Origin of the sequence: Kitasatospora sp. NPDC098663, assembly GCF_044760075.1 — a bacterium.
GTDB lineage: Bacteria > Actinomycetota > Actinomycetes > Streptomycetales > Streptomycetaceae > Kitasatospora.
The window spans coordinates 49,618-74,959 of record NZ_JBIWAP010000040.1 but is presented as its reverse complement, the minus strand read 5'-3'; the positions used below and the strand labels follow the sequence as shown (position 1 = coordinate 74,959).

General features: G+C 73.1%; 19 protein-coding genes, 1 tRNA gene, 1 other RNA gene and 1 riboswitch. Of the genes, 4 read left to right on the top strand and 17 right to left on the bottom strand.

Annotated elements, in window-relative coordinates; all coding sequences use genetic code 11:
- Positions 1 to 94 precede the first annotated feature (94 nt).
- Positions 95 to 535, top strand: coding sequence for an SsgA family sporulation/cell division regulator (locus ACIQVZ_RS32900; RefSeq protein ID WP_402455010.1), 441 nt, complete (start codon positions 95 to 97; stop codon positions 533 to 535).
- Positions 536 to 602: 67 nt separating this feature from the next.
- Here the strand turns inward: ACIQVZ_RS32900 and ACIQVZ_RS32895 are convergent, their stop codons facing one another.
- From ACIQVZ_RS32895 to ACIQVZ_RS32885, 3 genes are read right to left on the bottom strand one after another with little or no spacing between them, the layout of a single operon-like run.
- Positions 603 to 3,143 (bottom strand): phosphatidylglycerol lysyltransferase domain-containing protein, encoded by a 2,541-nt coding sequence (locus tag ACIQVZ_RS32895; RefSeq protein ID WP_402455008.1) that lies wholly within the window; start codon positions 3,141 to 3,143, stop codon positions 603 to 605.
- Positions 3,140 to 4,456 (bottom strand): alpha/beta hydrolase, encoded by a 1,317-nt coding sequence (locus tag ACIQVZ_RS32890; RefSeq protein WP_402455006.1) that lies wholly within the window; start codon positions 4,454 to 4,456, stop codon positions 3,140 to 3,142. Before ACIQVZ_RS32890 ends, ACIQVZ_RS32895 begins: the two co-directional genes overlap by 4 nt.
- Positions 4,453 to 5,097, bottom strand: a complete 645-nt coding sequence (locus tag ACIQVZ_RS32885) for a class F sortase (RefSeq protein ID WP_350881132.1) — start codon at positions 5,095 to 5,097, stop codon at positions 4,453 to 4,455. Before ACIQVZ_RS32885 ends, ACIQVZ_RS32890 begins: the two co-directional genes overlap by 4 nt.
- A gap of 404 nt (positions 5,098 to 5,501) precedes the next feature.
- Here ACIQVZ_RS32885 and ACIQVZ_RS32880 point away from each other — a divergent pair, with 404 nt between their 5' ends.
- Entirely contained in the window at positions 5,502 to 6,788 is a 1,287-nt protein-coding gene (locus ACIQVZ_RS32880) for a hypothetical protein (RefSeq protein ID WP_402455003.1), read from the top strand.
- Between the two features lie 3 nt (positions 6,789 to 6,791).
- Here the strand turns inward: ACIQVZ_RS32880 and ACIQVZ_RS32875 are convergent, their stop codons facing one another.
- Positions 6,792 to 8,249, bottom strand: coding sequence for an MFS transporter (locus ACIQVZ_RS32875; RefSeq protein WP_350881128.1), 1,458 nt, complete (start codon positions 8,247 to 8,249; stop codon positions 6,792 to 6,794).
- A gap of 106 nt (positions 8,250 to 8,355) precedes the next feature.
- Positions 8,356 to 8,670, bottom strand: coding sequence for an SMR family transporter (locus tag ACIQVZ_RS32870; RefSeq protein ID WP_350881126.1), 315 nt, complete (start codon positions 8,668 to 8,670; stop codon positions 8,356 to 8,358).
- A gap of 43 nt (positions 8,671 to 8,713) precedes the next feature.
- A riboswitch (guanidine-III (ykkC-III) riboswitch) is annotated at positions 8,714 to 8,779 on the bottom strand.
- Positions 8,780 to 8,864: 85 nt separating this feature from the next.
- Between ACIQVZ_RS32870 and ACIQVZ_RS32865 the strand changes: the two genes are divergently transcribed.
- Positions 8,865 to 8,936, top strand: a tRNA-Cys gene (locus ACIQVZ_RS32865).
- 96 nt (positions 8,937 to 9,032) lie between these two features.
- Here ACIQVZ_RS32865 and ACIQVZ_RS32860 read toward each other — a convergent pair.
- From ACIQVZ_RS32860 to ACIQVZ_RS32835, 6 genes are all read right to left on the bottom strand, one after another.
- Positions 9,033 to 11,360, bottom strand: a complete 2,328-nt coding sequence (locus tag ACIQVZ_RS32860) for a xanthine dehydrogenase family protein molybdopterin-binding subunit (protein WP_079135849.1) — start codon at positions 11,358 to 11,360, stop codon at positions 9,033 to 9,035.
- Positions 11,357 to 12,529 (bottom strand): 2Fe-2S iron-sulfur cluster-binding protein, encoded by a 1,173-nt coding sequence (locus ACIQVZ_RS32855; RefSeq protein WP_402455000.1) that lies wholly within the window; start codon positions 12,527 to 12,529, stop codon positions 11,357 to 11,359. The genes ACIQVZ_RS32860 and ACIQVZ_RS32855 overlap by 4 nt, the downstream gene beginning before the upstream one ends.
- The gene (locus tag ACIQVZ_RS32850) at positions 12,526 to 13,392 is read right to left on the bottom strand and encodes an FAD binding domain-containing protein (RefSeq protein WP_350881261.1); all 867 of its coding nucleotides are present in this window, start codon (positions 13,390 to 13,392) and stop codon (positions 12,526 to 12,528) included. The genes ACIQVZ_RS32855 and ACIQVZ_RS32850 overlap by 4 nt, the downstream gene beginning before the upstream one ends.
- Positions 13,393 to 13,702: 310 nt before the next feature.
- A complete protein-coding gene (locus ACIQVZ_RS32845) occupies positions 13,703 to 15,313 on the bottom strand; it encodes a beta-N-acetylhexosaminidase (protein WP_350881124.1) in 1,611 nt (536 codons plus the stop codon).
- A 132-nt stretch (positions 15,314 to 15,445) separates the two neighbouring features.
- Positions 15,446 to 15,730, bottom strand: coding sequence for a DUF3039 domain-containing protein (locus tag ACIQVZ_RS32840; RefSeq protein WP_063349181.1), 285 nt, complete (start codon positions 15,728 to 15,730; stop codon positions 15,446 to 15,448).
- A gap of 61 nt (positions 15,731 to 15,791) precedes the next feature.
- Positions 15,792 to 16,376, bottom strand: coding sequence for a YqgE/AlgH family protein (locus ACIQVZ_RS32835; RefSeq protein ID WP_063349180.1), 585 nt, complete (start codon positions 16,374 to 16,376; stop codon positions 15,792 to 15,794).
- A gap of 298 nt (positions 16,377 to 16,674) precedes the next feature.
- Here ACIQVZ_RS32835 and murA point away from each other — a divergent pair, with 298 nt between their 5' ends.
- Positions 16,675 to 18,015, top strand: coding sequence for a UDP-N-acetylglucosamine 1-carboxyvinyltransferase (gene murA / locus ACIQVZ_RS32830; RefSeq protein ID WP_350881121.1), 1,341 nt, complete (start codon positions 16,675 to 16,677; stop codon positions 18,013 to 18,015).
- A 112-nt stretch (positions 18,016 to 18,127) separates the two neighbouring features.
- Here the strand turns inward: murA and ACIQVZ_RS32825 are convergent, their stop codons facing one another.
- The 6 genes from ACIQVZ_RS32825 to ACIQVZ_RS32800 all read right to left on the bottom strand — a co-directional run bounded on the left by ACIQVZ_RS32825 (position 18,128) and on the right by ACIQVZ_RS32800 (position 25,270).
- Positions 18,128 to 18,409, bottom strand: a complete 282-nt coding sequence (locus ACIQVZ_RS32825) for an HU family DNA-binding protein (protein ID WP_030059737.1) — start codon at positions 18,407 to 18,409, stop codon at positions 18,128 to 18,130.
- A 509-nt stretch (positions 18,410 to 18,918) separates the two neighbouring features.
- Complete coding sequence (locus ACIQVZ_RS32820; protein ID WP_350881119.1) at positions 18,919 to 20,391, bottom strand: NAD-dependent malic enzyme; 1,473 nt, start codon at positions 20,389 to 20,391, stop codon at positions 18,919 to 18,921.
- A gap of 323 nt (positions 20,392 to 20,714) precedes the next feature.
- Positions 20,715 to 23,018 (bottom strand): HelD family protein, encoded by a 2,304-nt coding sequence (locus ACIQVZ_RS32815; protein WP_402454996.1) that lies wholly within the window; start codon positions 23,016 to 23,018, stop codon positions 20,715 to 20,717.
- A 128-nt stretch (positions 23,019 to 23,146) separates the two neighbouring features.
- Positions 23,147 to 23,528: a transfer-messenger RNA gene (gene ssrA / locus ACIQVZ_RS32810) on the bottom strand.
- A gap of 85 nt (positions 23,529 to 23,613) precedes the next feature.
- Entirely contained in the window at positions 23,614 to 24,090 is a 477-nt protein-coding gene (gene smpB, locus ACIQVZ_RS32805) for an SsrA-binding protein SmpB (protein WP_350881115.1), read from the bottom strand.
- Between the two features lie 43 nt (positions 24,091 to 24,133).
- Positions 24,134 to 25,270: a S41 family peptidase gene (locus ACIQVZ_RS32800; RefSeq protein WP_402454992.1), complete on the bottom strand. Its 1,137-nt coding sequence runs from the start codon at positions 25,268 to 25,270 to the stop codon at positions 24,134 to 24,136.
- Positions 25,271 to 25,342 lie beyond the last annotated feature (72 nt).

Genomic DNA, 25,342 nt, shown 5'->3' with positions numbered 1-25,342 from the left:
TAATCATGGCCGGCCCCGGGACTCTCACCAGGGTGAGGCCGCCCCAACCCTCCCCCTTGTCGACCGGCCTCACACCGACCCGAAGGGACTCGCCGTGCACACCGCCGCCGAAGAGACCGTCCAGGCCCGTCTGATCCTCTCGCTCCACCGCTCCGTCCGGCTGCGGGTGCTCCTGAGCTACCTGCCGGAGGACCCGCTCGCCGTCCGGATGGCCTTCCCCGCCGAGTTCTCGCTGGACGAACCGGCCGACGGCGGCGCGGGCTCGGACGGCACCGACGACATCGTCTGGGTCTTCGCCCGCCAGCTGCTCTCGGCCGGCCTGGAGCTGCCGGCCGGCGTCGGCGACGTCCACGTCCGGCCCGCGGTCGGCCGGCGCACCATGGTCGAGCTGCGGGCGCCGGAGGGCACCGCACTGCTCCAGTTCGACACCACCGACCTGCGCCGCTTCCTGTGGCGCAGCCGGCTGCTCGTCCCCGAGGGCGAGGAGCACCTGCACCTGGACGCCGACCGCGCGCTCGCCGAGCTGCTCGGCTGAGCGGCGCGCGGGGCCGGCGTCCGGGGGCGCCGCCGCGCTTCCGGCCGTCACCCGGGCCCGGGGCGCCTCAGCCCGACAGCCTGCGCATCAGCCGGACGCCCTGCGCCGGCGTCAGGTGCGGCAGGTACGCCTTGCCGATCGCCCTGGTGATGCTCGGCAGCGCGGCGGGGTCGGGGTAGGCCATGTACATCGGCCGGTACTCCGGCTGGAACTTCGCCTTGAACGCGAGCAGCGAGCGGAAGCCGTACACCGGCTCCAGCACCCGTCCCATCCAGTCCAGCATCCGCTGCAGGCCGGAGGGCTCCTCGTCCTGCCCGGAACGGGCCAGCGGCGCGCCGGACAGCGACAGGAAGCGCGCGCCCTCCTCCTTGAAGCCCAGCGCGGCCGAGGCGATCAGGAACTCGTTGACGCCGCGGAAGCCGTCCGAGCGCCGGCGCATGAAGTCCAGCGTCCAGCCGACCGGCACGCCGTTCTCGTACACCGGCATCCAGCTGGTCAGCCCGTGCACGACGCGCTGCTCGTCCACCGCGATCAGCACCCGCACGTCCGGGTCGTCCAGCTCCTCCAGTCCGCCGAGCGTGAAGCCCATCTCGGGCAGGCCCTTCTCGGACACCCACTCCTCGGAGATCGCCCGGATCTGGTCCCGCAGCGCGCGCGGCGCCTCGTGGTGGGACCACCACTCGGCGGTGATGCCCTGCTTGCCGGCCTTGTTCAGCGCGGTCCGGATGTCCTGCCACTTGCGGCCGGTGAAGGCCAGCTCGGGCAGCGCCACCACGGTGTCCTCGGCGACCTGCACCGAGCGCCAGCCGAGCTGCGCGGCGGCCTCCCGGGTCTGCGGGGAGACGCTGTAGAAGCACGGGGTCCAGCCGCGCTGGTCGCAGAACCGGGCGAACCCGGCCACCGCCCGGGCCCGGGCCTCCGGCGCGCCGAACGGATCGCCGGTGGTCAGCGCCACCGTGTTGTGCACCCGGTAGGCGACGGCCGCCCGGCCCTCCTCGTCGAACCAGTAGTGGTTGCCGTCCCAGGTGGTGATGAAGGACAGCGTCCCGCCGCCGTACGCGGTGAGCAGCGCCCTGGCCCGGGCGGCCGCCTCCGCGTCGGTGTGCAGCACCGGCCGGCGGAAGGCCAGCAGCAGCGTGGTCAGCGCGACGACCCAGAAGGCCAGCCCGCAGTACGTCTCCAGGAACAGCGCCACCGGGCCGACCGCGATCGGGTAGTCCGGCAGCAGGTCGTTGTAGGCGGGCGGCAGGAACTGCGCGGGCAGCCCGTGCAGCAGCCGGCGGATGTTCGCCCCCGGCTCGAACTGGTCGGCCGCGAGGCGCCCGAGCCCCACGTACGCGGCCGAGGCCGCCAGGGCGGCGCCGCCGAGCAGCGCGCCCAGCCGCAGCACCGCCCGGCCGGCCAGCCGCAGCCGGAAGCGCTGCCGGGTGGCCAGCAGCAGGCCGAGGGTGAGCAGCGGCAGCAGCAGCGCCTCGACGAAGTACTGGACCACGTCGCCGCTGACCGGGCCGGAGTCGAGGTACAGCCAGCCCAGCAGCGCCGCCCAGAGCAGTTCGGTGGCGACGGTGATCCGCCAGGCGAACCGCAGCCCCCGGCGCAGCCCCTCGGCCAGGACCAGCAGCAGCGCCGGGAACAGCGCGGCCATCAGCCGGCCAGGAGTGTCGAAGATCCGCTCGACGGCGTGCGCGCGGGCGCAGTCGTGCGCCGACAGCGCGCAGAAGTCGGCCACCTCCTCCGGGCTGAGCCGGTGCGAGAAGTACAGCTCGGAGAAGGTGTTGAACGGCCCGCTGGCGTTGTCGTACAGCGAGGCGATCAGCGGCCCGAGGGCGGCGGCGACCAGGCAGAGCGCCACCAGCACCCGGGTCTCGGAGTGCGAGGAGCGGTGGGTGCGCAGGTGCAGCCCGCCCCGGGCGAGCAGCGCGCCGGCGCCCAGCCCGACGAACGCGGCGGCGCACCGCTGGACGCTCTGCAGGTGGCCCACGTACAGCGTCATGACCAGCGGGGCGAGCAGCACCAGCAGGTGCAGCCGGCGGCGCCAGAGCACGGTGAGCCGGTAGCCGAGCACCCCGGCCAGCGCGAACAGGCCGACGCCGGGGCCGACCGAGGTCTGGTCGGCCACCGAGACGGTCCACTGCTCGCCGACCCGGGAGCCGGCCGCGATCAGCCCGGTGCCGAGCAGGGTGCCCGCCAGCTGTCCGCCGACCAGCACCGCGAGCGTGCGCAGCCACCCGAGCCGGTGCTCGGCGGCCGGACCGACCAGGACCAGCAGCAGGCTGGTGAAGACGTACGAGCCCAGGCCGGAGCACCAGAACAGCGAGGTGAACGGCGTCCACCAGTGGCCCTCGGCGAGGGTGGGCACGCCGGCCCCGACCCGGTCGAGCAGCCGCTCGGACGGCCCGTGGGCCAGGCTGCCGGTGGCCGCGCCGAGCGCCCAGAGCCCGGCCAGCAGCACCAGGGTGAGCGGCGCCGAGCGCAGCCAGACGCCGAACGTGCGGGTCGCCCGCCAGGCCCGCTGCGGGCGCGGCTCCGGCGTCCCGGCGACCGGCGCGCGGTCCGACGGCCACTCCTGCTCCTTGGCCGGCGCGGGGGCCGCGGGGAGCCGGATCACCGGATCAGCCCGGTCTGCTGGGAGAGCCAGGCCAGGTTCTGTTCGAAGGCCTGGCGGAACACGACCCAGCTGTGCCAGCCGGGGATGGTCTGGTAGCCGACCTTCATTCCGGCCGCCTGTGCCGCCGCATAGGCCTTCTCCTGCATGGGTCGGAAGTCCGGGTCGTTGGCGCCGACCACGAACATGCCTGCGGTGTCGGGGAACTTCTGCCGGGCCATGACGTGCACCGGGTCGACGGCGTCGAACGCGGCCTCGTCGCCGCCGAAGGCCTTGTCGACGGTCTCGCCGCGTTCGCCCAGGGTGGGCTCGTCCTGGCCGGAGATGTCCAGGAAGGTGCCGTAGACCCCGGGCGCGTTGACGGCCAGCTGGAGCGAGCAGGTGCCGCCGAGCGAGAGCCCGCCGATGGCGAAGGCGCCCCGGCCGGTGGCGGTCTGCAGGTTGTGGTGGATCCAGTCCGGGACGTCATCGGCCAGGTAGGTGTGCGCCTTGGCGATCCGGGAGTCCATGCAGAGCGTGTTGGTGAACGGGCTGCCGGTGGGGTCGGCGACCACCACGATCGGGGCGAGGCCCTGGTGGTCGGCGGCGAAGGCGTCCAGGGTCTCCTGGATGGCCCCGGAGGTGACCCAGTCCACCGGGGCGCCGGGCTGGCCGGGCAGCAGCACCACGACGGGCAGCAGCGGCCGGGGGTTGGCCTGGTAGGCGGGCGGCAGGTAGACGTACCCGTCGCGGGCCGTGAAGCCGGACTTGGTGCCGGGGATGGTCACCGTGGAGAGGGTGCCCTTCGCGGGCAGGCCGGGCGGCGCGTGCCAGAGCTCCTCGACGGGCTTGCCGGGCGTGGCGGCGACGGTGCTGGCCACCTTGCCCGTGGTCAGCGCCTGGACCCCGGGCACCAGCATGGCCCGGGCGGTCGGGTACTGGTCGAAGCCCCGGTTGACCTGCGAGGCGGCCATCAGCAGCACCAGGACGGCGGCGCCGGTCGCCAGCAGCCGGCGGCGGACGGCGAGCAGCGGCGCGCGGAAGCAGACCAGGGATATCGCGAACAGCGCGACGGCTATCCAGCGCAGGACGAAGTCCGGGGTTCCCTCCGGGAAGGGGTGCCACCAGCCGTCGACACCGAGCTTCACCAGGGCGGTGAGCGTTCCGGCCAGCATCAGGGCGCCGAAGAGGCGCGGGGCCCGCCAGCGTTCGTGGCGGGAGAACGCGAGCAGGACCAGCGACCCCCAGCCCGCGGCGAGCACGGCGTACGGGATCGGGCCGTGGGTGAGCGGCCAGTCGATCGGGTTCCAGCGGGTGGCGAGGGTCAGCGTGGTCATGCGGCTTTGCCCGGCCGGGTGGTGTCGGCCAGGAAGCCGTAGGCGACGACGTTGCCCTCGTAGCCGTGCTCGGCGCTGTACGCGCCGCCGCAGGTGATGACCCGCAGCTGAGCGTCGGCGGCCTGGCGGTAGACCCGGTCGTCCGGGAAGTCCTTTCGGTCGTGCACTTCGATGGCGTACAGCTGGTAGACGGCGACGGCGCCGTCCGCGCGGGCGATCTCGATCCGGTCTCCGCGCCGGAGCGCCCCCAGGTTGTAGAAGACGGCCGGGCCGGCCTTGTTGTCGACGTGCCCGTCCAGGATGGCGGTGCCGCGCTGCCCGGGGCTGGCCCCGCCGCGGTACCAGCCCGCCAGGTTGCGGTCCGCCTCCGGCGGGGCCTGGAGGTGGCCGTCGGGGTCGAGCCCGAGCGCGGTGACCGGGGCGTCCAGCCGGACGGCCGGGATGCGGATGCGGGTGGGGTCGGACGGGCCCAGCGGCGGGACGACGGAGACCGGGGCGAAGCCGGACAGCGTCTGGGTGCCGCCGGGGGCGGGCGGCAGCGCGCCCTGCCCGCCGTCGTGCAGCAGCCAGGCGCCGAGCACCAGCGCGGCACCGGCCGCCAGGGTACCCGGCCACGGGCTCCTGCTCTGCTGGACGCCCACGGGCGCTCCCCTCTACCGACGGATTCCCGATCCTGGGAGTTTCCTGGGAAACAATTCAATCGGATCGGACCTTAAAGCACGTCCACACGATGGGCGTAATGACACCCCCCGATCGGCAGGGCAACCGCCCGAATCCGCGCTCCCCGTGGGCATCCGGTGACGGAACGCGACGGCCGTTTCCCAGGTGACGGCGCCACCGGAACGCCTCGGTACGAGCTTCGACGGCGCGGGGGGCCGGTCCGGTTGCGTCAATCGGGCGATCGATGCCGACCGCCGGTGGCGCCTCGCCGACCGTTCGAGCCCGGCTGCCATGCTGACCCGGTCACGGGTTCTATCACCCCACTTGTCCGACCGGATTTCCGCACGCCTGAACGCCTGCCGAACGCCTCATGAACGGAGTGACCATGGCCGCTCTCTCACGCCGCACCCTGCTGGCCGCCGGTGCGGCCTCCGCCGCCACCCTGGCGACCGGCTGCGGAAGCAACAGCGCCGACAAGCCGATGATCGGTTCGGCCGTTCCCCCCAGCAGCGCGGCCGTCGACCAGAGTCCCGACCCCACCGACGCCACCGAGCAGCAGGCCGTCCTGATCGGCGACGGCTCCACCTCCGACACCGGGGCCCAGCCCCACCAGCCCACCCCCGAGCGGCTCAAGGCCGGCGAACGGCCACCGCAGTTCGTGGTCTTCTCCTGGGACGGCGCCGGCGAACTCGACAACGGCCTGTTCGCCCGCTTCCGCCGGCTGGCGCAGGAGCACAACGCCTCGATGACCTTCTTCCTCAGCGGCCTCTACCTGCTGCCCGAGTCCAAGAAGGACCTCTACCGCCCCCCGCAGCACAAGGTCGGCGCCTCCGAGATCGGCTACCTCACCGACCAGCACATCCACGACACCCTGGAGAACGTGCACGCGGCCTGGCTGGAGGGCCACGAGATCGGCACCCACTTCAACGGCCACTTCTGCGGCGACACCGGCGTCGGCAAGTGGTCCCCGGAGGAGTGGGACAGCGAGATCCAGCAGGCCATGGACTTCGTGACGAACTGGCGCACCAACACCGGCTTCACCGACCTGCCGGCGCTGCCCTTCGACTACCGCAGGGAGCTGATCGGCAGCCGCACGCCCTGCCTGGAGGGCCAGCGCAACCTGCTGCCCACCGCGGTCAAGCGCGGCTGGCGCTACGACAGCAGCGGCAACGGCACCCAGGTGTGGCCGCAGAAGATCCAGGGCGGCGCGCTCTGGGACCTCCCGCTGCAGTCCATCCCCTTCCCCGGGCACACCTTCCAGGTGCTGTCGATGGACTACAACATCATGTACAACCAGTGCGGCCCCAACACCAAGGCCGATCCGGCGCTCTACCCGGGCTTCCAGGCCCAGGCCCGCGACTCCTACCTGCTGGGCTTCGACCGCACCTACAACGGCAACCGGGCGCCGTACGTCATCGGCAACCACTTCGAGGAGTGGAACGGCGGCATCTACATGAACGCCGTCGAGGACGCGCTCCGGACGATCGCGGACAAGCCGGAGGTCCGGCTGGTCTCGTTCCGCCAACTGGTGGACTGGCTGGACGCCCAGGACCAGGCGGTCCTGCGCAAGCTCCAGGGCCTCGCCCCGGGCCAGGCGCCGACCGGCGGCTGGGAGGCCTTCCTCGGCACCCCCGGGGCACCGCCGGTGCCCTCCGCCGCCGCTGCCGGCTGACCCTCAGGACCTGGCCCGGACCCGGCCGGCGAGCAGCGCCCCCAGCAGCGCCACGCCGGCCATGGCCAGCAGGATCACCGCGAACGCCACGGGCGAGCCGGCGGCCCCGGATGAGGCGGTGGCCCCGGCGCCCTCGTGGGCGGCGGCGAGCGAGCCGCCGCCCAGCACCGCGAACATCACCCCCGCCAGGCCCGTCAGCAGGACGTTGCCCAGCGCGTCGCTCATCTGCAGGGCCGCCGAGTTCACCCCGGCGTCCTCCGGCGCGGAGAGCTTCATCATCAGCACGCTGACGCTCGCGACCGTCAGTCCCATCCCGATGCCGCCGACGCCCCAGGCCACCGCCGCCACCCAGGCCGGCACCGCCGGAACCAGCACCAGCGCGGCGCCCGCGATCGCCACCGCGGTCAGCACGAACCCGCCCCGGATCATCGCCTCGCGGTAGCGCTCGGCCCCCGGCCGCCCCTGCAGCCACGAGCCCAGTGCCCAGGTGAGCCCGCCGCTGGTCAGGGTGAGCCCCGACATCGTCGGCGAGAGGCCGCGCTCGGTGGTCATCATCAGCGGGACGAAGGCCTCGGCCCCGAGGAACGCCCCGGCCGCCAGTCCGCGCAGCAGGATCACCGCCGGCAGCCCCCGCCCGGCCCGCAGGGTCCGCTGGGGCAGCAGCCCCAGGACGGCCGGCACCAGCAGCGCCGCCCCGACGACCCCGGGGAGCAGCCCGATCAGGTCGTGCCGCCCGCCCGCGTACTGCAGCAGGCCGGCACCGAGCGCCGCCATCGCGGCCAGCAGGGTGCGCCGGCGGTCGAAGTCCGCGCCCCTGGCCACCGGGTGCTCCCGCTCGGAGCGGGCCAGCGCGGGGCCCATCACGGCCAGCGGCAGCAGGATCAGCACCGGCACGGCCAGGAACACCCAGCGCCAGCCGAGGTGCTGGGTGATCGCGCCGGAGACCAGCGGCCCGATGATCGAGGGCAGCACCCAGGCCGAGGAGAAGGCCGCGAACACCGCCGGCCGCAGCCGCTCCGGGAAGGCCCGGCCGACCACCACGTACAGCGCGACGATCACCAGCCCGCCGCCCAGGCCCTGGATCGCCCGCCCTGCCACGAACACCCACATGCCCGGCGCCGTCCCGGCCACCACCAGGCCCACACCGAACACCGCGATGCCGGTGAACAGCGGCTGCATCGGGCCGCGCCGGTCGCACCACTGTCCGGAGACGACCAGCGCGAACAGCGTGGTGGTGAAGTAGCCGGAGAAGGCGAAGGCGTACAGCCCGATGCCGTTCAGCTGGCGGGCCGCGGTCGGCATCGCTGTGTTGACGGCGGTCGCCTCGAAGGCGATCACCAGGACCACCGACACGATCCCCAGGGTCAGAGCGCGGTAGCGGCCGCTGAGGACCCCGCCACCGGGGTCGGGTTCGGAGGGTATCGAGGCGGAGTCGACCGAGGTGGGGGAGGCAGTGGTCATACGTAACATCGTAAGGGCCGTCTGCCTTCATGACCCCTGACCCGAGTCGGTGATCAGCTAGTCCGCAGGGCTTAGGACCAGGGTCAGGGGGAAGCTCAGGCGGCGGTCAGTGGAGCACCTTCAGGCCGACCACGCCGGAGACGATGAGCAGCAGGCAGCCGATCCGGGCCGCCGTCACCGCGTCCCCCAGGACGGCCATGCCGTAGAGCGCGGTGCCGACCGCGCCGATGCCGACCCAGACCGCGTAGCCGGTGCCGATCGGAATGGTGCGCATCGCGTACGCCAGGCCGCCCATGCTCAGCAGCAGGGCCACACCAAAGACGAGGCTGGGGGTGAGTCGGGAAAAGCCCTTGGACGACTCCAGGGCCACCGCCCACACGGTCTCCAGGACACCCGAGATGATCAGGACGAGCCATGCCATGACGGCCTACCTCCGCAGTCCACAGCGGCCGGATTGCCGCTGAACTGCGCCGTCTTGTCGTCACCGGGTACGACGCGCTCGTCCGGGGTGGCCGGGCACCGACCACCTGGTTCCGACCGTAGCACAAGCCGCCATACAGAATTTACATTCCGCCGTTGACGGCCCCCCGCGCATTCCGCCACTATGAATTCACTGGCCGTGTGCCCGAGTGGCTTAGGGAACCGTCTGCAAAGCGGTGTACACGGGTTCGATTCCCGTCATGGCCTCGCCGGAAATGGAATTGCCGGTCGACATTCCGTCGACCGGCAATTCCCGTTTCCGGTATTTCCGGGGCGGTCGGCCGAAGCCGCCGCCCCCCGCCGTCAGACCGCGACCGCGTCCTCCGGCCGGATCGGCAGCCGGCCGACCGGCAGCCCGGTGGCCGCCCGGACGGCGGCGGCCACGGCCGCCGGGGCGACCACCGCGGGGGCGGCGCTGACCGCCTTGGCCCCGAAGGTGGCGACCACATCCCGCTCCTCCAGCAGGGCGGCGATCCGCACCTGCGGGGTGTCCAGCGCGGTGGGCAGCCGGTAGCCGGTGAGCGAGGGGTTCAGCAGCACGCCGCCCTCGGTGCGCAGGTCCTCCAGCAGCGCCAGGCCGACGCCCTGGGCCACGCCCGCCTCGATCCGGTCCTCGATCTGCCGCGGGTTCAGCGCCCGGCCGACGTCCTGGGCGACCGTCATCTCGACCACCCGGACGGCGCCCAGCTCGATGTCCACGTCCACCACCGCGCGCATCGCGCAGAACGCGATCGACACGAAGGCGTCGCCCTGCCCGGACTCGTCCAGCGGCTCGGTGGGGTGCGGGCGGCACTGGGCCGTCGCCCAGAGCTCCTTGCCCTCCAACGCCTCGGCGACCGGCATGCCGAGCACCCCGTCGTACGAAGTGATCTTGCCGTCGGCGATCTGCAGCAGTTCCACCGACATCCCGAAGTTGGCGGCGATCGGCTGGAGCAGCTGGTGGCGGACCATCAGCGCGGCGCGCTCGACGGCGCCGCCGGAGACCCAGGTGTGCCGGCCGCGGGCGGAGGGACCGGCGATGGACTGGTCGCTGTCGGCCGGCGCGATGTACACCTCGCTGACGCCCAGCACGGTCTGCACGATCTGCCGGGCCAGCGTGGCGAAGCCCTGTCCGGAGTCGACGGCCGCGCAGATCACCGTGGCGTGGTCGCCGCTGACCCGCACGGTGGCGGTGGAGACCTCGTCCTCGCCCTCGGCGCCGAGCATGTGCACCATGCCGACGGCGTAGCCGATCCCGCGTCGCACCGCCGCCGGGTCACCGGCGCCACCGGGCCCGCCCGGCAGCAGCCACTCGGCGTCCGGGTCGTCCACCGGCAGGGCCGGCAGCGGCTCGGCCGCGACGGCCTCCAGCAGCGCGCCGACCGGCGCCGGGCAGGTGACGGCCTGTCCGGTGGGCATCGGGTCGCCGGTGGCCATCGCGTTGCGGCGGCGGATCTCCACCGGGTCCACGCCGATCCGGGCGGCCAGCTGGTCCAGCTGCGACTCGTAGGCGAAGCAGGCCTGCAACGCGCCCTCGCCGCGCATCCGCCCGGCCGGCGGGTTGTTGGTGCGCACCGCCCAGGCGTCCACGAAGACGTTCGGGCAGACGTACGGGCCGACCGAGAACGCGGTGGCGGCGGCCAGCGCCTCGGCGGAGACGTCCGCGTACGCGCCGCCGTCCAGCAGGATCTGCGCCTCGACCTTCACCAGGGTGCCCTCGGCGTCGGCGTGGTGGCGGTAGCGCAGCAGCGCGGGGTGGCGCGAGGGGTGGGTGTGGAAGGACTCCTCGCGGGTGAGGGTCATCTTCACCGGGCGGCCGGTGCGCAGCGCCAGCAGCGCCAGGGTGACCTGGAAGGAGAGGTCCTCGCGGTCGGTGGTGGCCCCGGGCACGCCGGTGACCACCAGTCGGACCCGGTCGGGCTCCAGGCCGAGGCAGGCGGCGGTGCGGTCGCGGTCGCCGTGCGGGTCGGTGGAGGACAGGTGCAGTTCGACGCCGCCGTCCGGGCGCGGCACGGCCAGCCCGGCCTCGGCGCCGAGCGGGGCCGGGTCCTGACGGCCGACCTGGTAGAGGCCCTCGATGATGATCTCGCCGGCCGCGTCCGGGTCCCCGGTGCGCAGCGGCAGGTGGCGGAACAGGTTGCCGTCCGGGTGCAGCGACGGGGCGGTGAAGGCCTGCTCGGGGTCGGTGACGGCCTCCAGCGGTTCGTAGTCGACCGCGATCAGACCGACCGCCAGCCGGGCGGTGTCCGGGTGGTCGGCGGCCACCGCGGCGATCGGCTCGCCGTGGTGGCGCACCACGCCCGCGGCCAGCACCGGCCGGTCGGCGACGATCGGGCCGGCCGGGGCGCCGTCCGGGGTGCCGTCCGGGCCGGGCGGCAGGTCGGCGGCGGTGACCACGGCGTGCACGCCGGGCAGCGCGAGCGCGGCCGCGGTGTCGATGCCCCTGATCCGGGCGTGCGGGTGCGGCGAGCGCAGCACCGCGCCCCAGAGCAGCCCCTCGGCCCACAGGTCGGCCGCGTACGGGTAGATGCCGAGCGCCTTGGGCAGCGCGTCGCTGCGCAGCGGTGAGCTGCCCAGGCCGAACGGCTCCGGTGCGCCGCCCTCGCCGCCGTCCTGCTGGAGTGCTGCGCCGATGTCGGTAGGCGACGTCATGATGCGTGGTCGTCCTCGGTGAGCCGGATGCCGTGGGCGGGGGTGGCGCCGTACGGGACGCCGGCCGGGGCGGTGCCGCCGGCCGGAGCGCCGTGCGGGGGCGTGGCGACGTACGGCGTGCCGTGCGGGGGCGTGCCGTCGAAGGCGGCCCCGGGCAGCGGCGTGCCGTGCGCGGGGGTGGGTTCGTAGACCGGGGCGTCGTACCCGGCGTCGTAGCCGTTGTGCTGCGGGTAGCCGCCGGGCACGTAGGTGCCGTGGGCGGGGGTGCCCTGGTACGGCTGCTCGGGGTAGCCCTGGGGCGGGTAGTACACCTGGTCGTCGACGGTCTGGCCGGGGATGCCCTGGACCGGCGTCAGGACGGCGGTGTCGTACACGCCGGTGTCGTAGCCGCCCTGGCCGTCGCCGTACGGCTGGTCGGTGCCGGCCGGGGGCTGCTCGGCGGGCGGCTGCGGGACGTGCTCGATCCAGGCGTCGGCGTCGGCGTAGACCGGCGGTTCGGCGGCCGGCTCCGGTCCGGCGGCCGTTTCCCCTTCCCTGGCGGGCTGTCCCGCGGGCTGTCCCGCGGCCGGGGCGGCGGTCTGGGCGGCGGCCGGAGAGGCCGCCTCCTCCGCCTCCTCGACGTCCTCGGCGCGCGCGTCGGCGATGCTCTGGACGGCGGCCAGCACGCCGCGGTAGCCGGTGCAGCGGCAGAGGTTGCCGCAGAGCGCCTGGCGGGCCTCGACCTCGGTCGGGCGGTGGTTGCGCTGGAGCAGGTCGTGCACCGCCATCGCCATGCCGGGGGTGCAGTAGCCGCACTGCACCGCGCCGGACTCGGCCAGCGCCTGCTGGACGTCGCTCGCGCCGCCGGCGGCCGACAGGCCCTCGACGGTGTTGATCTCGCTGTCGGCGGCCAGCGCGGCGGGCACCAGGCAGCCGGCCACCAGCTGGCCGTCCACCTGCACCGAGCAGGCCCCGCACTCGCCCTGCTCGCAGCCGTCCTTGGCGCCGGCCAGGCCGAGCCGCTCGCGCAGCACGTAGAGCAGGCTCTCGCCGATCCAGGCGTCGGTGACGGGCCGTTCGAAACCGTTGACCCGCAAGGTGTACGAGGCGCACGGGCGCAGCTCGCGGCTGACCTGCGGGGTGAGGCCGAGCGGGTCGGCGTCGAGGGTCTCGATGGGGTCTGTGGTCACTTCAGCGCCCTTCCCAGTGCCCGTCGGGCCAGCACCGATACGGTACGCCGCAGCCGAACGGCGGCCGCGCTCGGCCCCTCGGTCACGGCCTCCCAGGCGCCTTCGGCGCCGTAGCCGTCGGGGACGCAGGCGGTGGCCACGTACTCGCCGAAGGCGGCGGTCGCGGCCGGGTCGATCTCCCGGCTGCCGTCCCAGTCGATGCAGCCGGCGACCCAGGCCTCGGCCTCCAGCGGGCGCAGCGGCACCGGTGCGACGGCGCCGACCGCGCAGCGCACGGCGCGCCGGGCGGGGTCGAGGACCAGCGCGACGGAGGCGGTGGCGCGGGCCGGGCCGCTGCGGCCGGTGGCCTTGAGGAAGACCTGCGGGGCGTGCAGCAGCGGGACGCGCACCCAGGTGAGGAGTTCGCCGGGGCGCACCGGGTCGAGGCCGGTGAGCAGGTGACTGACCGGCACCTCGCGGCTGGCGCCGGCCCGGGCGAGGGTGACGCTGGCCTCCAGGGCGGTGAGCACCGGGAGGGTGTCGCCGGCCGGGGCGGCGGTGACGATGTTGCCGCCGAGGGTACCGACGTTGCGGACCTGCGGCGGGCCGGCGGTGCGCGCGGCGTCCGCGAGCGCGGGGATGAGCGCGGCGAAGTCGGGGCGGTCCATCCGGGCGTGGGTGAGTCCGGCGCCGAGGACGGCGGTGCCGCCGTCCTCGTAGCGCCAGCCGCGCAGTTCGGTGATCCGGCCGAGGCCGACCAGGGCGGCGGGGCGTAGCCGTCCGGCGTTGACGGCTTCCATCAGGTCGGTGGCTCCGGCCACCGGTACCGCGGCCGGGGTGGCGGCCAGCGCGTCGACGGCCTCGTCGAGGGAGGCCGGCAGCATGATCGTCCGGTTCACCTGGGTCCCACCGTGCTCCACTTGCTCATCGATCGGCTGCCGCCCGCGGCCTTCGGCCGTGGTGTCCGCGTCAGCAGCCCGGCCTGGCCCGTAGGGTACGGGCGATCGGGCCGGGTTGGGCAACTCTGGCACACAATGCTCGATGATCATTTCGGGGCAGGTGAACGGGACTGCCCGATTGGGACGGATACCGGGCGGTATCTGCCCCGGTCCGAACCGGACCAGGGCAGATGTTCATCTGTTCTTGACGTCAGATGACCACTCAGAAGTTCCCGCAGGGGCGAGTCCGTCGCGCTCAGCGCACCGGCGGCGGGCCCTCGATCGGTCGGCCGGCCACCCCGGGCCAGCGCTGCCAGGGGTGCGGGCCGTCCGCCGGGCGGTACTCCACGCCGAGCGCGTCCAGCACCTTCAGGTGCGTCTCCAGCCGGTCCTGGAAGCCGGCGTAGTCGCGCTCGGCCGGATCGGTGGGCAGGTCGGACCAGGCGACCTCGGCGAAGGCCACCAACCGGGGGAAGGCCCGGTAGTCGATGTCCCGGGCGCTGTCCATGAACTCGCTCCACAGGTTGGCCTGGGTGCCGATCACGTGCCGGGCGGCGGTCTCATCCAGCTGCCCGGGCACCGGCTCGAAGCGGTACACGTCCTCCAGCGTGCGCACGAAGCCGACCGGGATCGGCTCGTCCGGGCCGTCGGCCTGCCGGTGGTCGAAGTAGACGTGCTGCTCGGGGCACATCACCACGTCGTGCCCGGCCTTGGCCGCGGCGATCCCGCCGCCGAACCCGCGCCAGGAGGAGACGGCGGCGCCCGGGGCGAGCCCGCCCTCCAGGATCTCGTCCCAGCCGATCAGCCGTCGGCCACGCTCGGCCAGCCAGCGGTCGAAGTGCCGGATCACGAAGCTCTGCAGCTCGTCCTCGTTGGCCAGGCCGAGCTCGCGGATCCGTGCCTGGGCGGCCGCGCTGTCCTTCCACTGCTCCTTGGGGCACTCGTCGCCGCCGAGGTGGATGAACTCGGACGGGAAGAGTTCCAGGACCTCCTCCAGCACGCCCTCGAAGAAGCGCAGGGTGTCCTCGGAGGCGTTGAGCACGTTGTGGCTGACGCCCCAGTCCGTCCAGACGCCGAGCGCCGAGGTGTCCACCACGTCGGTGTTGCCCAGCTCGGGGTAGGCCGCGACGGCGGCCTGGGTGTGCCCGGGCAGGTCGACCTCCGGGACGACGGTGACGCCGCGCGCGGCCGCGTAGGCGACGATCTCGCGCAGGTCGTCCTGGGTGTAGTAGCCGCCGTGCGGGCGGTCGTCGCGGCGCTGGCCGGCCCGGTAGCCGACCATCGAGCGGTCCCGCCAGGCGCCGCGCTCGGTCAGGCCGGGGTAGCGCTTGATCTCCACCCGCCAGCCCTGGTCGTCGGTCAGGTGCAGGTGCAGCACGTTGAGCTTGTGCGCGGCCAGCAGGTCGACGAAGCGCAGCACGTCCGCCTTGGGCAGGAAGTGCCGGGCGACGTCGAGCAGCGCACCGCGCCAGCCGAACCGGGGGGCGTCCTCGATGTCCGCGCCGGGCAGCACCCAGCCGGTGCCGCGAAGCGGGGAACGGCGGAAGGCGTCCGGGCCGAGCAGCTGCCGCAGGGTCTGCGCGCCCCACAGCGCACCGGCCGGCCCGCCCGCGGCTATCAGGGCGTGGCCGGGGCGCACCGTGATCCGGTACGCCTCGGCGGCCAGCGCGTCGTCCTCGACCAGTTCGATGCCCGTGCCCGGCCGGCCCGGGCCGAGCGGCAGCCCGGTGGCCGAGGACAGCGCGGTGCGCAGCCACCGCTCGGCGTCGGCCAGCCCGGGCGGGGCGGTCAGCGTGGTGGCGTCGTCGAGGGGGAAGTCCTCGTCCGGGCGGCGGACGGCACTCGAAGGCACGGGAATGAGGTCCATTCCGACATCCTGCCCCCGCCCCGGACGACTGGCATAGACCACTTCGGAAACGCGGCACTATGCAAAACGGCGCTGTGCACAACGGCGACACCGTGCACAACGGCACCGGGCACCGGCCTGCGGCGGTCGGTGCTACTTGCCGCCGTTGTTGTCGTCGCCACCCTGCGGCTTGCCGATGCCGTCGTAGATCTCCTTGCACATCGGGCAGACCGGGTACTTCTTCGGGTCGCGCCCGGGCACCCAGACCTTGCCGCAGAGCGCCACCACGGGCGAGCCGGAGAGCGCGCTCTCCATGATCTTGTCCTTCTGGACGTAGTGCGCGAAGCGCTCGTGGTCGCCGTCCCCGTGGGACACCTGGGGGACGGGCTCGACCAGGGTGCCGGTGCCGAGGCCGCGCTCGGGCTCAAGAGTGCTCATAGGTGCCAAGTCTATGGGCGCCCCGCGAAACCCGGCCAGTATCGCGACGGCGGCCCGTACGTCAGTTCAGTGTCGGGTCGTCCGGATAGGTCGCGAGCAGCGCCAGCGGGCCGCGCTGGCGGCGCAGCACCGAGCGCCACAGCCGCTCCGGTTCCGGGCTGGAGATGTCCCCCGGCTCGCAGTCCACCAGGTACCAGGCGCCGCTCCCCAGCTCCGTCTCCAGCTGGCCCGGCGACCAGCCGGCGTACCCGGCGAAGATCCGCAGCGCGCCCAGCTCGCCGGCCAGCACCTCGGGCGGCGCCTCCAGGTCCACCAGGCCGATCGCGCCGTGCACCCGCCGCCAGCCGAGCGGCTCGCCGGTGCCCGGCTCCCCCGGCGCCACGGCCAGGCCGAGCGCCGAGTCCAGCGCCACCGGTCCGCCCTGGAACACCACGGCGGGCTGCCCGACCAGCCGGCCCCAGCCGTCCAGCACGCTGCCCACCTCGACCGGCGTCGGCCGGTTGAGGACCACGCCGAGCGCCCCCTCGACGTCGTGGTCGAGGAGCAGCACCACCGCCCGGGCGAAGTTCGGGTCGGTGAGCAGGGGCGTCGCGACGAGCAGACGGCCGGTGTGGGACCGTCCTGCGTGCGAGTGGGCCGCCGTCATGCCCACATGATCCCGCAGAACGGCCGGGGTCGGACACCTCAACGATCGAAACCCCGCCACGCCGGACAAACACCCGAACGGCCCCTCCGGCGGGCGGGAGCGAGCCCGGAGAGAGGACCATCACGGGAGAGGCTCACGGGAACCATCGGCACGCCCACTACCATCTACGGATGGTGGACGCCCTTTACGGTGCCGACTCGGTTTCGCCGGGGGCCCGAGCGCGCCCGTACCAACCGGTCCACCACCGGCTCTCTACCGGAGCCTTCCCACTCCTCTGGCACCCCGGATTGCGAGAACGATGACCGACGACGTCCTGCTGGTCCACGGCGGAAACCCGCTCGAAGGCGAGATCCGCGTCCGCGGTGCGAAGAACCTGGTGCCCAAGGCCATGGTCGCCGCCCTCCTCGGCCAGGGCCCCAGCAGACTGCGCAACGTCCCGGACATCCGCGACGTCAAGGTGGTCCGCGGACTGCTCCAGCTGCACGGGGTCACCGTGCGGACCGGCGACGAGGACGGCGAGCTGATCCTCGACCCGTCGCACGTGGAAAGTGCGAACGTCGCCGACATCGACGCGCACGCGGGCTCCTCGCGGATCCCGATCCTGTTCTGCGGCCCGCTGCTGCACCGCCTCGGCCACGCCTTCATCCCGGGCCTGGGCGGCTGCGACATCGGCGGACGCCCGGTCGACTTCCACTTCGAGGTGCTGCGCCAGTTCGGCGCCACCATCGAGAAGCACCCCCAGGGCACCTACCTGGTCGCCCAGCAGCGCCTGCGCGGCACCAAGATCGAGCTGCCCTACCCCTCGGTCGGCGCGACCGAGCAGGTGCTGCTCACCGCCGTCCTCGCCGAGGGCGTCACCGAGCTGCGCAACGCGGCCATCGAGCCGGAGATCGTCGACCTGATCTGCGTGCTGCAGAAGATGGGCGCGATCATCACCCTGGGCACCGACCGGACCATCCTGATCACCGGCGTCGACGAGCTGGGCGGCTACACCCACCGCGCGCTGCCGGACCGCCTGGAGGCCGCCTCCTGGGCCTGCGCGGCGCTGGCCACCAAGGGCGACATCTACGTCCGCGGCGCCCGCCAGCTGGAGATGATGACCTTCCTGAACACCTTCCGGAAGGTCGGCGGCGCCTTCGAGGTGGAGGACGAGGGCATCCGCTTCTGGCACCCGGGCGGCGAGCTCAAGGCGATCGCCCTGGAGACCGACGTGCACCCGGGCTTCCAGACCGACTGGCAGCAGCCGCTGGTCGTCGCCCTGACCCAGGCCACCGGCCTGTCCATCGTCCACGAGACGGTGTACGAGTCGCGGCTCGGATTCACCGGCGCGCTCAACCAGATGGGTGCACACATCCAGCTGTACCGCGAGTGCCTGGGCGCCACCCCGTGCCGCTTCGGCGCGCGCAACTTCCTGCACTCGGCGGTCGTCTCCGGCCCGTCCAAGCTGATGGGCGCCGAGCTGGTCATCCCCGACCTGCGCGGCGGCTTCTCGTACCTGATCGCGGCGCTGGCGGCCGAGGGCACCTCGACCGTGCACGGCATCGACCTGATCAACCGCGGCTACGAGAACTTCATGGACAAGCTGCGCGACCTGGGCGCCCACGTCGAGCTGCCGTCCGAGCAGCTGGTCGACGCCTGATCCGCAGGGCCTGCGGGCCTACGGGACCGCAGGCCCGCAGGCCCGTAGGCCACGACGAGAGGCCGGGCTCCCCCGAAGGGGAGCCCGGCCTCTCGGGCGTTCAAGGGGTGGTTCAGGCGCCCTTGGCGGCTTCCTTCAGCTTGGAGCCGGCGCTCACCTTGGCGCTGTAGCCGGCCGCGATCTGGATCGGCTCACCGGTCTGCGGGTTGCGGGCGGTGCGGGCGGCGCGGTGGGTGCGCTCGAAGGTCAGGAAACCGGGGATGGTGACCTTCTCGTCGCCCTTGGCGACGACCTCGCCGACGATCTCGGCGAAGGCGGCCAGAACGGCGTCGGCGTCCTTGCGGGTCACCTCGGCGCGCTCGGACAGCGCGGCCACCAGCTCACTGCGGTTCATGTGTACTCCTGTGGTCTGTTCGCTTGCGGTGTGCGGGGGCCCATCGGTACTCCCACCGGGGGGCACCCGGATAGGCCGCAGGTCCGCACACTGTGCTCATGCAGGCAATGCGTGGTCGCAGGCCGGGTCCGTACCCGATGCCGCGCGCCGGTGCCGTCGAAGGCCCGTCCGCCTGCCTGGATACGAATCCTGCCCCGACCGGCCCCGAGAAAGCCAATCGGGCCCCGGCCACGACACCCGAACGAACCCCGCCCGTTGGAGGTGTGACGCTCCGTCGGCTCCGGCGGACCGGGCCAGGGCGGCGGTCGGGACGACGCGCCGGAAGACCAGGGGGACGTTCCGTACTTGTCGGACACGCCTGCCCCGTGCAGGGCTACCGTACGCCCTAGGCACGACAAGCCCAAACACGCCCCTCGCCCTTGTGTCGCAAGGGTTCGGGGCGAGCTCGGGCACGCGGGGCCGCTATTCGGACATTTGACCGATCAGCGACACGTCGGCCGCCTCACCGGTCAGAGCTTGACGGTGGGGAAGGAGGAGGCGTCGAGGGTGCCGACGATGCCCGGGGTCGGACGGGCCGGTTCCGTGCTCTCCTGGACGCCCGCCAGCGCCGCCTCGCGCACCGCCGAGGCGACCGTCTTGGCGACGTCCTTGTGGAAGACGCTCGGGATGATGTAGTTGGCGTTCAGCTCGTCGGCGGCGACGGTGGTGGCCAGCGCCCGGGCGGCGGCGATCATCATCTCGGTGTTGACGGTGCGGCTCTGGGCGTCCAGGAGGCCGCGGAAGACACCCGGGAAGACCAGCACGTTGTTGATCTGGTTGGGGAAGTCGCTGCGGCCGGTGGCGACCACCGCGGCGGTCTGCCGGGCGATGGCCGGGTCGACCTCCGGGTCCGGGTTGGCCAGCGCGAAGACGATCGAGTCCTCGGCCATGGTGGCCAGGTCGTCGCCGTCCAGGACGTTCGGGGCCGAGACGCCGATGAAGACGTCGGCGTCCGCCACGGCCTCCTTGAGGCTGCCGGTGCGGCCCGAGCGGTTGGTGTGCTCGGCGATCCAGCGCAGGCTGTCGTTGAGGTCCTCCCGGCCCTGGTGGACCACACCGCGCACGTCCGCCACGGTGGCGTGCTCGACACCGGCCGCCAGCAGCAGCTTGAGGATCGCGGTACCGGCGGCGCCGGCGCCCGACATCACCACCCGGATGTCGCCGATCTCCTTGCCGACCACCTTCAGCGCGTTGGTGAGGGCGGCCAGCACCACGATCGCGGTGCCGTGCTGGTCGTCGTGGAAGACCGGGATGTCCAGGGCCTCGCGCAGCCGGGCCTCGATCTCGAAGCAGCGCGGCGCGGAGATGTCCTCCAGGTTGATGCCCGCGAAGCCGGGGGCGATCGCCTTGACGATGGCCACGATCTCGTCGGTGTCCTGGGTGTCCAGGCAGATCGGCCAGGCGTCGATCCCGGCGAAGCGCTTGAACAGGGCCGCCTTGCCCTCCATGACCGGCAGCGCGGCGGCCGGGCCGATGTTGCCCAGGCCCAGCACCGCCGAGCCGTCGGTGACCACGGCGACGCTGTTGCGCTTGATGGTGAGGCGGCGGGCGTCCTCGGGGTTCTCGGCGATCGCCATGCAGACCCGGGCGACGCCCGGGGTGTAGATCATGCTGAGGTCGTCACGGTTGCGGATCGGGAGCTTGGACGACATCTCGATCTTGCCGCCGAGGTGCATCAGGAAGGTGCGGTCCGAGACCTTGCCGATCGACACGCCGTCGATCGCCCGCAGCTTCTCGACGATCTCCTCGCCGTGCGCGACCGAGGAGGCCGCCACCGTGACGTCGATCCGCAGCGCCTCCAGGCCGGAGGCGGTGACGTCGAGACCGGTCACCGAACCGCCGGAGGACTCCACGGCCGTGGTGATCGCACTGACGGCGTTGCCCCGGGCCGGGACCTCCAGCCGCACCGTGATCGAGTTGGAGACACTGGGCACCGTCGCCATCGACGCTTCCTTCTTCCGTCCGTGCGGCAGGTTCAACATTTTGTTGAAGGCATCGCCTGCGCATGCTAGACCTCGATCGTCGCACCTTCCAAGGGGTAGCCAGAAATAACGTTCATTGAGTGTGCGGACCCGACAACTTCTTGCCTCTCCGGGCCGATGCGTTACATTGGACGGGACACCGGCTCGATCCAAGCCCCCGGGCCCAACCTTCGTCCCTTCGAGGGACCACTTGCCGCGAGGCGAGCATGGCGGGTCGGTGTCACTAACGTCTGAAGGCCCCTCACCATCCGGTGAGGGGCCTTCTTCGTCCGGCGGACCGGCCGTCAGCCGTGCAGCAGCGCGGGCACGCCGGCCGCGTCCGGGAGGTCGTCCGGACCGGACAGCACGGTCAGCCGCTGGGTCGCCCGGGTGAGCGCCACGTACAGCACCCGCAGGCCGGCCTCCGACTCGCCGGCGATGCCGGTCGGGTCGGCCACCACGGTCGCGTCGTACTCCAGGCCCTTCGCCTCCAGGCTGCCCAGCACCACCGCCCGCTCGCCCAGGCCCTCGGCCCAGCCGGCCGCCTCGGCCCGGCGGTCCATCGGCACCACGATCGCCACGGTGCCGTCCACCTCGGACAGCAGCCGCTCCAGCTCCGCCCGGGCCGCCGCGCCGAAGGCCTCCGGGGCGGGATCCACGACGGCCGCGAAGCGCGGCTCGACGCCGACCCGGCGCACCGCGGTCGGCGACGGGGTGCCCGGCGCGGCGAGCGCCAGCACCTTGGCCGCGACCTCGGCGATCTCCGCCGGGTTGCGGTAGTTGACGGTCAGCGTGAAGCGGCGGCGCGGCTTGCCGGACAGCACCTCGTCCAGCGCGGCCTGCGCCTCCTGCGGGAACGGCCAGGAGGACTGCGCCGGGTCGCCGACGATCGTCCAGGTCGCCATCCGGGCCCGGCGGCCGATCATCCGCCACTGCATCGGGGTGAGGTCCTGCGCCTCGTCCACGATCACGTGCGCGTACTCGGTGCGCTCGACGGGGACGCGCTCGCGCTGGCGGGAGCTGCGATCGGCGAAGGTGGTGACCTCCTCCAGCCCGCTCAGCAGGTCCACCGCGTCCACCTCGCGCACCTTCGGCCGGGCCGCCTCGCCGAGCAGCACCTGGAGCTCGTCCACCAGCGCGACGTCGTGCGCGGACAGCGCGCCCTCGCCGGCCGGGGACAGCTGGCGCCAGGACGCCGCCAGCAGCCTCGCCTCGTCCGGGGAGACGGCGCGGCGGGCGATCCGGTTGATGTGCCGGTGCTGCTTGAGCGTGCCGAGCACCCGGCGCGGGGTCACGGCGGGCCACCAGGCGTCCAGGAAGTCCAGGAACGACGCCTCGTCCGAGACGTACTCGTCGAAGGACTCCTTCTCCTCCTGGCGCTGCTCGCGGGCGTAGTGGTCGGTCGGCTTCGGCAGGTGCCGGGTGACCTCCTGCCACAGGGCGTCCAGCAGCAGGCGGCGGGCACGCGGGCGCAGCAGGTTCAGCGGGGTGCCGCCGGAGCCGATCACGTTGCCGCGCACGGCCTTGAGCCGGCCCGCGTCCAGCTTGAGCACCTCGCCACGGGCGACCACCTTCAGCTCCTGCGGCGCGCCCAGCTCCAGGGCGGCCCGGGCGGCCCGGCGCAGCAGCTGCACCATCCGGCCCGAGCCCTTGACCCGGGCCGCCTCCGGACTGTCGTAGGTGCCCGCCTCGATGCCGTCCACCAGCGAGCCGACCGCGCGGATGGCGACCTGCCCCTCCTCACCGAGCGAGGGCAGCACGCCCTCGGTGTAGGAGACCAGCAGCGGGGTCGGCGAGACCACCAGGATGCCCCCGGCGTAGCGGCGGCGGTCCTGGTACAGCAGGTACGCGGCGCGGTGCAGGGCGACGGCGGTCTTGCCGGTGCCCGGGCCGCCGGTGACGAGCGTGGCGCCGGCGGCGGCCGCCCGGATCACCTCGTCCTGCTCCTTCTGGATGGAGGAGACGATGTCGCGCATCGAGTGGCTGCGGGCGCGGCCGAGCGAGGCCATCAGTGCGCCGTCGCCGACCACCGCCAGCTCCCGGCCGTTCAGGGTCGGGGTGAGGTCGGGACGCAGCAGGTCGTCCTCGACGCCGATCACCCTGCGCCCCTTGGACCGGATCACCCGGCGGCGGACCACCCGGCCCGGCTCGACCGGGGTGGCGCGGTAGAACGGCGCGGCGGCGGGCGCCCGCCAGTCGATCACCAGCGGACCGTACTCGGCGTCCAGCACGCCGAGACGGCCGATGTGCAGCGTCTCGGCGACGGCCGGGTCGGCCGGGTCGAGCGGCGTGTCGGAGGGGATGCCGTGTTCCTCCGGGGCGTCCGCCCGCTGGAGGTCGATCCGGCCGAACAGGAAGTCCTCGAACTCGTTGTTCAGGCGCTGGAGGTGGGCGCCGGCCCGGTAGACCTGGGCGTCGCGCTCGGCGAGCGCGCCGGGGGTGCCGACGTGGACCCGCTTGGCGGCGTCCTCCAGGATGTACTCGGCCTCGGCGAGCTTCTCCTCCAGCCGGCGGTAGACGGTGTCGAGGTGCTGCTGCTCACCGGCGATCTCGCGCTCGCGTACGGTCTCGCGGTCGGTGGCGGCGGTGGTGTCAGTGTTGCTCTGCATGGCCTCGGTGGTAGCGGCGGAATCCGGCTCCGGAAAACGAGCGGACGGATGATCCTACGCCCCAACCGGGGTAAACGTGAAGGCCGCCCACCGCAAAGCGGTGGACGGCCTTCACTGTCAACATGGGGTGGTGGAGATGCCGGGAATCGAACCCGGGTCCAGTGGAGTTAATTCAGGGCTTCTCCGAGCGCAGTCCGCTGTGATTTTCTCGGCCCTGGCAGTCACACGGACAAGCCGCCAACAGGCCCAGCTGCTGTTTGATTTCCCATCCACCCTCGCAGCCCGGGCGGACGGTTGAGTTCCCTAGATTATGCCAGGGTCCGGGTCGGGAACTCCCCGGTCTGACACCCAAGCGCTATCGGTGCTTATTAGGCAGCGAGAGCGAACTGCTGGGAATCGCGCTTAGAGTTGGCGATTATTTTTTTGCGACACGTGGTTAACGAGATCATTGCCGCGTTCCTCGGCTCGCTTCCCCTGTTTCAACATCCCCTGTCGAAACCGATCATCCCCATGTTTTGTTGAGAAACAGCCGGACGGTGACCGTCCGTGTTGCTGCCGCCATAGTACGCGAGGCGGCGGGTGAGGGTCCAGCGGATTAACGCTGGCGCCGCCGGGCGGCCGCCACCGCACGGGCCGTCTCGCGGGTGTCCTGCTTCTCGCGCAGCGTCTGCCGCTTGTCGTACAGCTTCTTGCCGACCGCGAGCGCCAGTTCGAGCTTCACCCGGCCGTCCTTGAAGTACAGCGAGAGCGGGACGAGCGTGTGGCCCGCGTCGCGGACCGTGCTCTCGATCTTGCGGATCTCCAGCCGGTGCAGCAGCAGCTTGCGCTTGCGCCGGGCCGCGTGGTTGGTCCACGTCCCCTGGGTGTACTCGGGGATGAACACGTTGTCGATCCAGGCCTCGTGGTTCTGGATGTAGGCGTAGCCGTCGACCAGGTTGGCCCGCCCCTCGCGCAGTGACTTCACCTCCGTACCGGTGAGCACGAGGCCGCACTCGTAGGTGTCGAGGATCGTGTACTCATGTCGCGCCTTCTTGTTCTGCGCGATCAGCTTCTGTCCGGTTTCCTTTGCCATAGCGCGGCCATTCTCGCACTTCGGCCGGTTCGGGGCAGCCCCTTTAGGCCCGGGTGCCGAGCCCGGCCAGCACCCGCAGGGCGAGCGCGTCGGCGTCCTCGCCGGCCGCCGCCGGAACGTCCGGGGTCAGGCCGGTGCCCTCCGGGGAGCGGCCGGCCGGGGTGTAGTAGCGGCCGACGGTCAGCTCCAGCACGGCGCCGTCGGCGAGCCGGCTGGGCTGCTGGACGGTGCCCTTGCCGAAGGTCCGGGAGCCCACCACCACGGCACGGCTGCGGTCCTGGAGCGCGCCGGTGAGCAGTTCGGCGGCGCTCATCGTGCCGCCGTCGACCAGCACCACCAGCGGGGTGCGCTGGTCGCCCCCGGGCGGGGCGGTCAACTCCCGGGTCTCGCCGCGCTCCTGGTACGAGCCGACCGCTCCGCCGTCCAGGAAGATCCCGGCGGTGCCGGCGGCCTCCTCGACCAACCCGCCCGAGTTGCCGCGCAGATCGAGCACCACACCGGCGTGCGGGGCGCGCAGCGCGGCGCGCACCTGATCGGTCACGCCGCTGGTGAAGGCCCGCACGGCGATCCGCAGCGCGCCCTTCTCCAGTTGCTCGGCGGTGACCTGCCGGCTGTCCAGCAGGGCTCGCCGCAGCCGCAGTTCGCGGACCTCGCCGGCACCGCGCCGCACCGCGAGGGTGACCTCGGAGCCCACCCCGCGCTCGCCGTCGCGCCCGCGCAGCCGGGCCACCACCTCGGTGACCGGCAGGTGGTCGGCCTGGTCCTGGTCGATCCGCAGCAGCCGGTCGCCCACCTCGATCCCGGCCGTGGCGGCGGGCCCGGCGGGCGCGACCTGGGAGATCGCGGTGACGCCGTCCTCGCCGCGGCCCACCGAGAGCCCGACACCCAGGTAGCGGCCGTCCAGTCCCCGGCTGAACGCGGCGTACTCCTGGGCGCTGTAGTAGGCGCCCCAGCGGTCGCCGTTGGCCCCGAGCAGGTGCTCGGCCTGCTGCTCGGACAGGGCGGTGCCGGCCGGGTCCGCCGGGAGGCCCGGGGCCGCGCCCGCGATCGGGGCGGCGCCGGCGGCCGGGTGCCGCGGCGGGTCGCCCCAGGCGCCGGTGGCGGCCCCGGCGATCAGCACGACGCCGAACACCAGGCTGAGGGTGGCCACCTGACGTGCCCTGCGCGGAGTTTCCAGCATGGCATCGGAGTGTAGACACCGCGTCGGGCGCGACGGGCCACAACGGCGGGCGAAACGACGGCGGCCCCGGAC

Bases quoted from the DNA above. Each gene is read 5' to 3' on its own strand.
- ACIQVZ_RS32815 (WP_402454996.1), bottom strand. From the start codon at position 23,018: ATGCAGAGCAACACTGACACCACCGCCGCCACCGACCGCGAGACCGTA.
- ACIQVZ_RS32880 (WP_402455003.1), top strand. From the start codon at position 5,502: ATGGCCGCTCTCTCACGCCGCACCCTGCTGGCCGCCGGTGCGGCCTCC.
- ACIQVZ_RS32825 (WP_030059737.1), bottom strand. From the start codon at position 18,409: ATGAACCGCAGTGAGCTGGTGGCCGCGCTGTCCGAGCGCGCCGAGGTG.
- murA (WP_350881121.1), top strand. From the start codon at position 16,675: ATGACCGACGACGTCCTGCTGGTCCACGGCGGAAACCCGCTCGAAGGC.
- ACIQVZ_RS32800 (WP_402454992.1), bottom strand. From the start codon at position 25,270: ATGCTGGAAACTCCGCGCAGGGCACGTCAGGTGGCCACCCTCAGCCTG.
- ACIQVZ_RS32840 (WP_063349181.1), bottom strand. From the start codon at position 15,730: ATGAGCACTCTTGAGCCCGAGCGCGGCCTCGGCACCGGCACCCTGGTC.
- ACIQVZ_RS32870 (WP_350881126.1), bottom strand. From the start codon at position 8,670: ATGGCATGGCTCGTCCTGATCATCTCGGGTGTCCTGGAGACCGTGTGG.
- ACIQVZ_RS32845 (WP_350881124.1), bottom strand. From the start codon at position 15,313: ATGGACCTCATTCCCGTGCCTTCGAGTGCCGTCCGCCGCCCGGACGAG.
- ACIQVZ_RS32850 (WP_350881261.1), bottom strand. From the start codon at position 13,392: ATGCTGCCGGCCTCCCTCGACGAGGCCGTCGACGCGCTGGCCGCCACC.
- ACIQVZ_RS32875 (WP_350881128.1), bottom strand. From the start codon at position 8,249: ATGACCACTGCCTCCCCCACCTCGGTCGACTCCGCCTCGATACCCTCC.
- smpB (WP_350881115.1), bottom strand. From the start codon at position 24,090: ATGGCAAAGGAAACCGGACAGAAGCTGATCGCGCAGAACAAGAAGGCG.
- ACIQVZ_RS32835 (WP_063349180.1), bottom strand. From the start codon at position 16,376: ATGACGGCGGCCCACTCGCACGCAGGACGGTCCCACACCGGCCGTCTG.
- ACIQVZ_RS32860 (WP_079135849.1), bottom strand. From the start codon at position 11,360: ATGACGTCGCCTACCGACATCGGCGCAGCACTCCAGCAGGACGGCGGC.
- ACIQVZ_RS32820 (WP_350881119.1), bottom strand. From the start codon at position 20,391: ATGGCGACGGTGCCCAGTGTCTCCAACTCGATCACGGTGCGGCTGGAG.
- ACIQVZ_RS32890 (WP_402455006.1), bottom strand. From the start codon at position 4,456: ATGACCACGCTGACCCTCGCCACCCGCTGGAACCCGATCGACTGGCCG.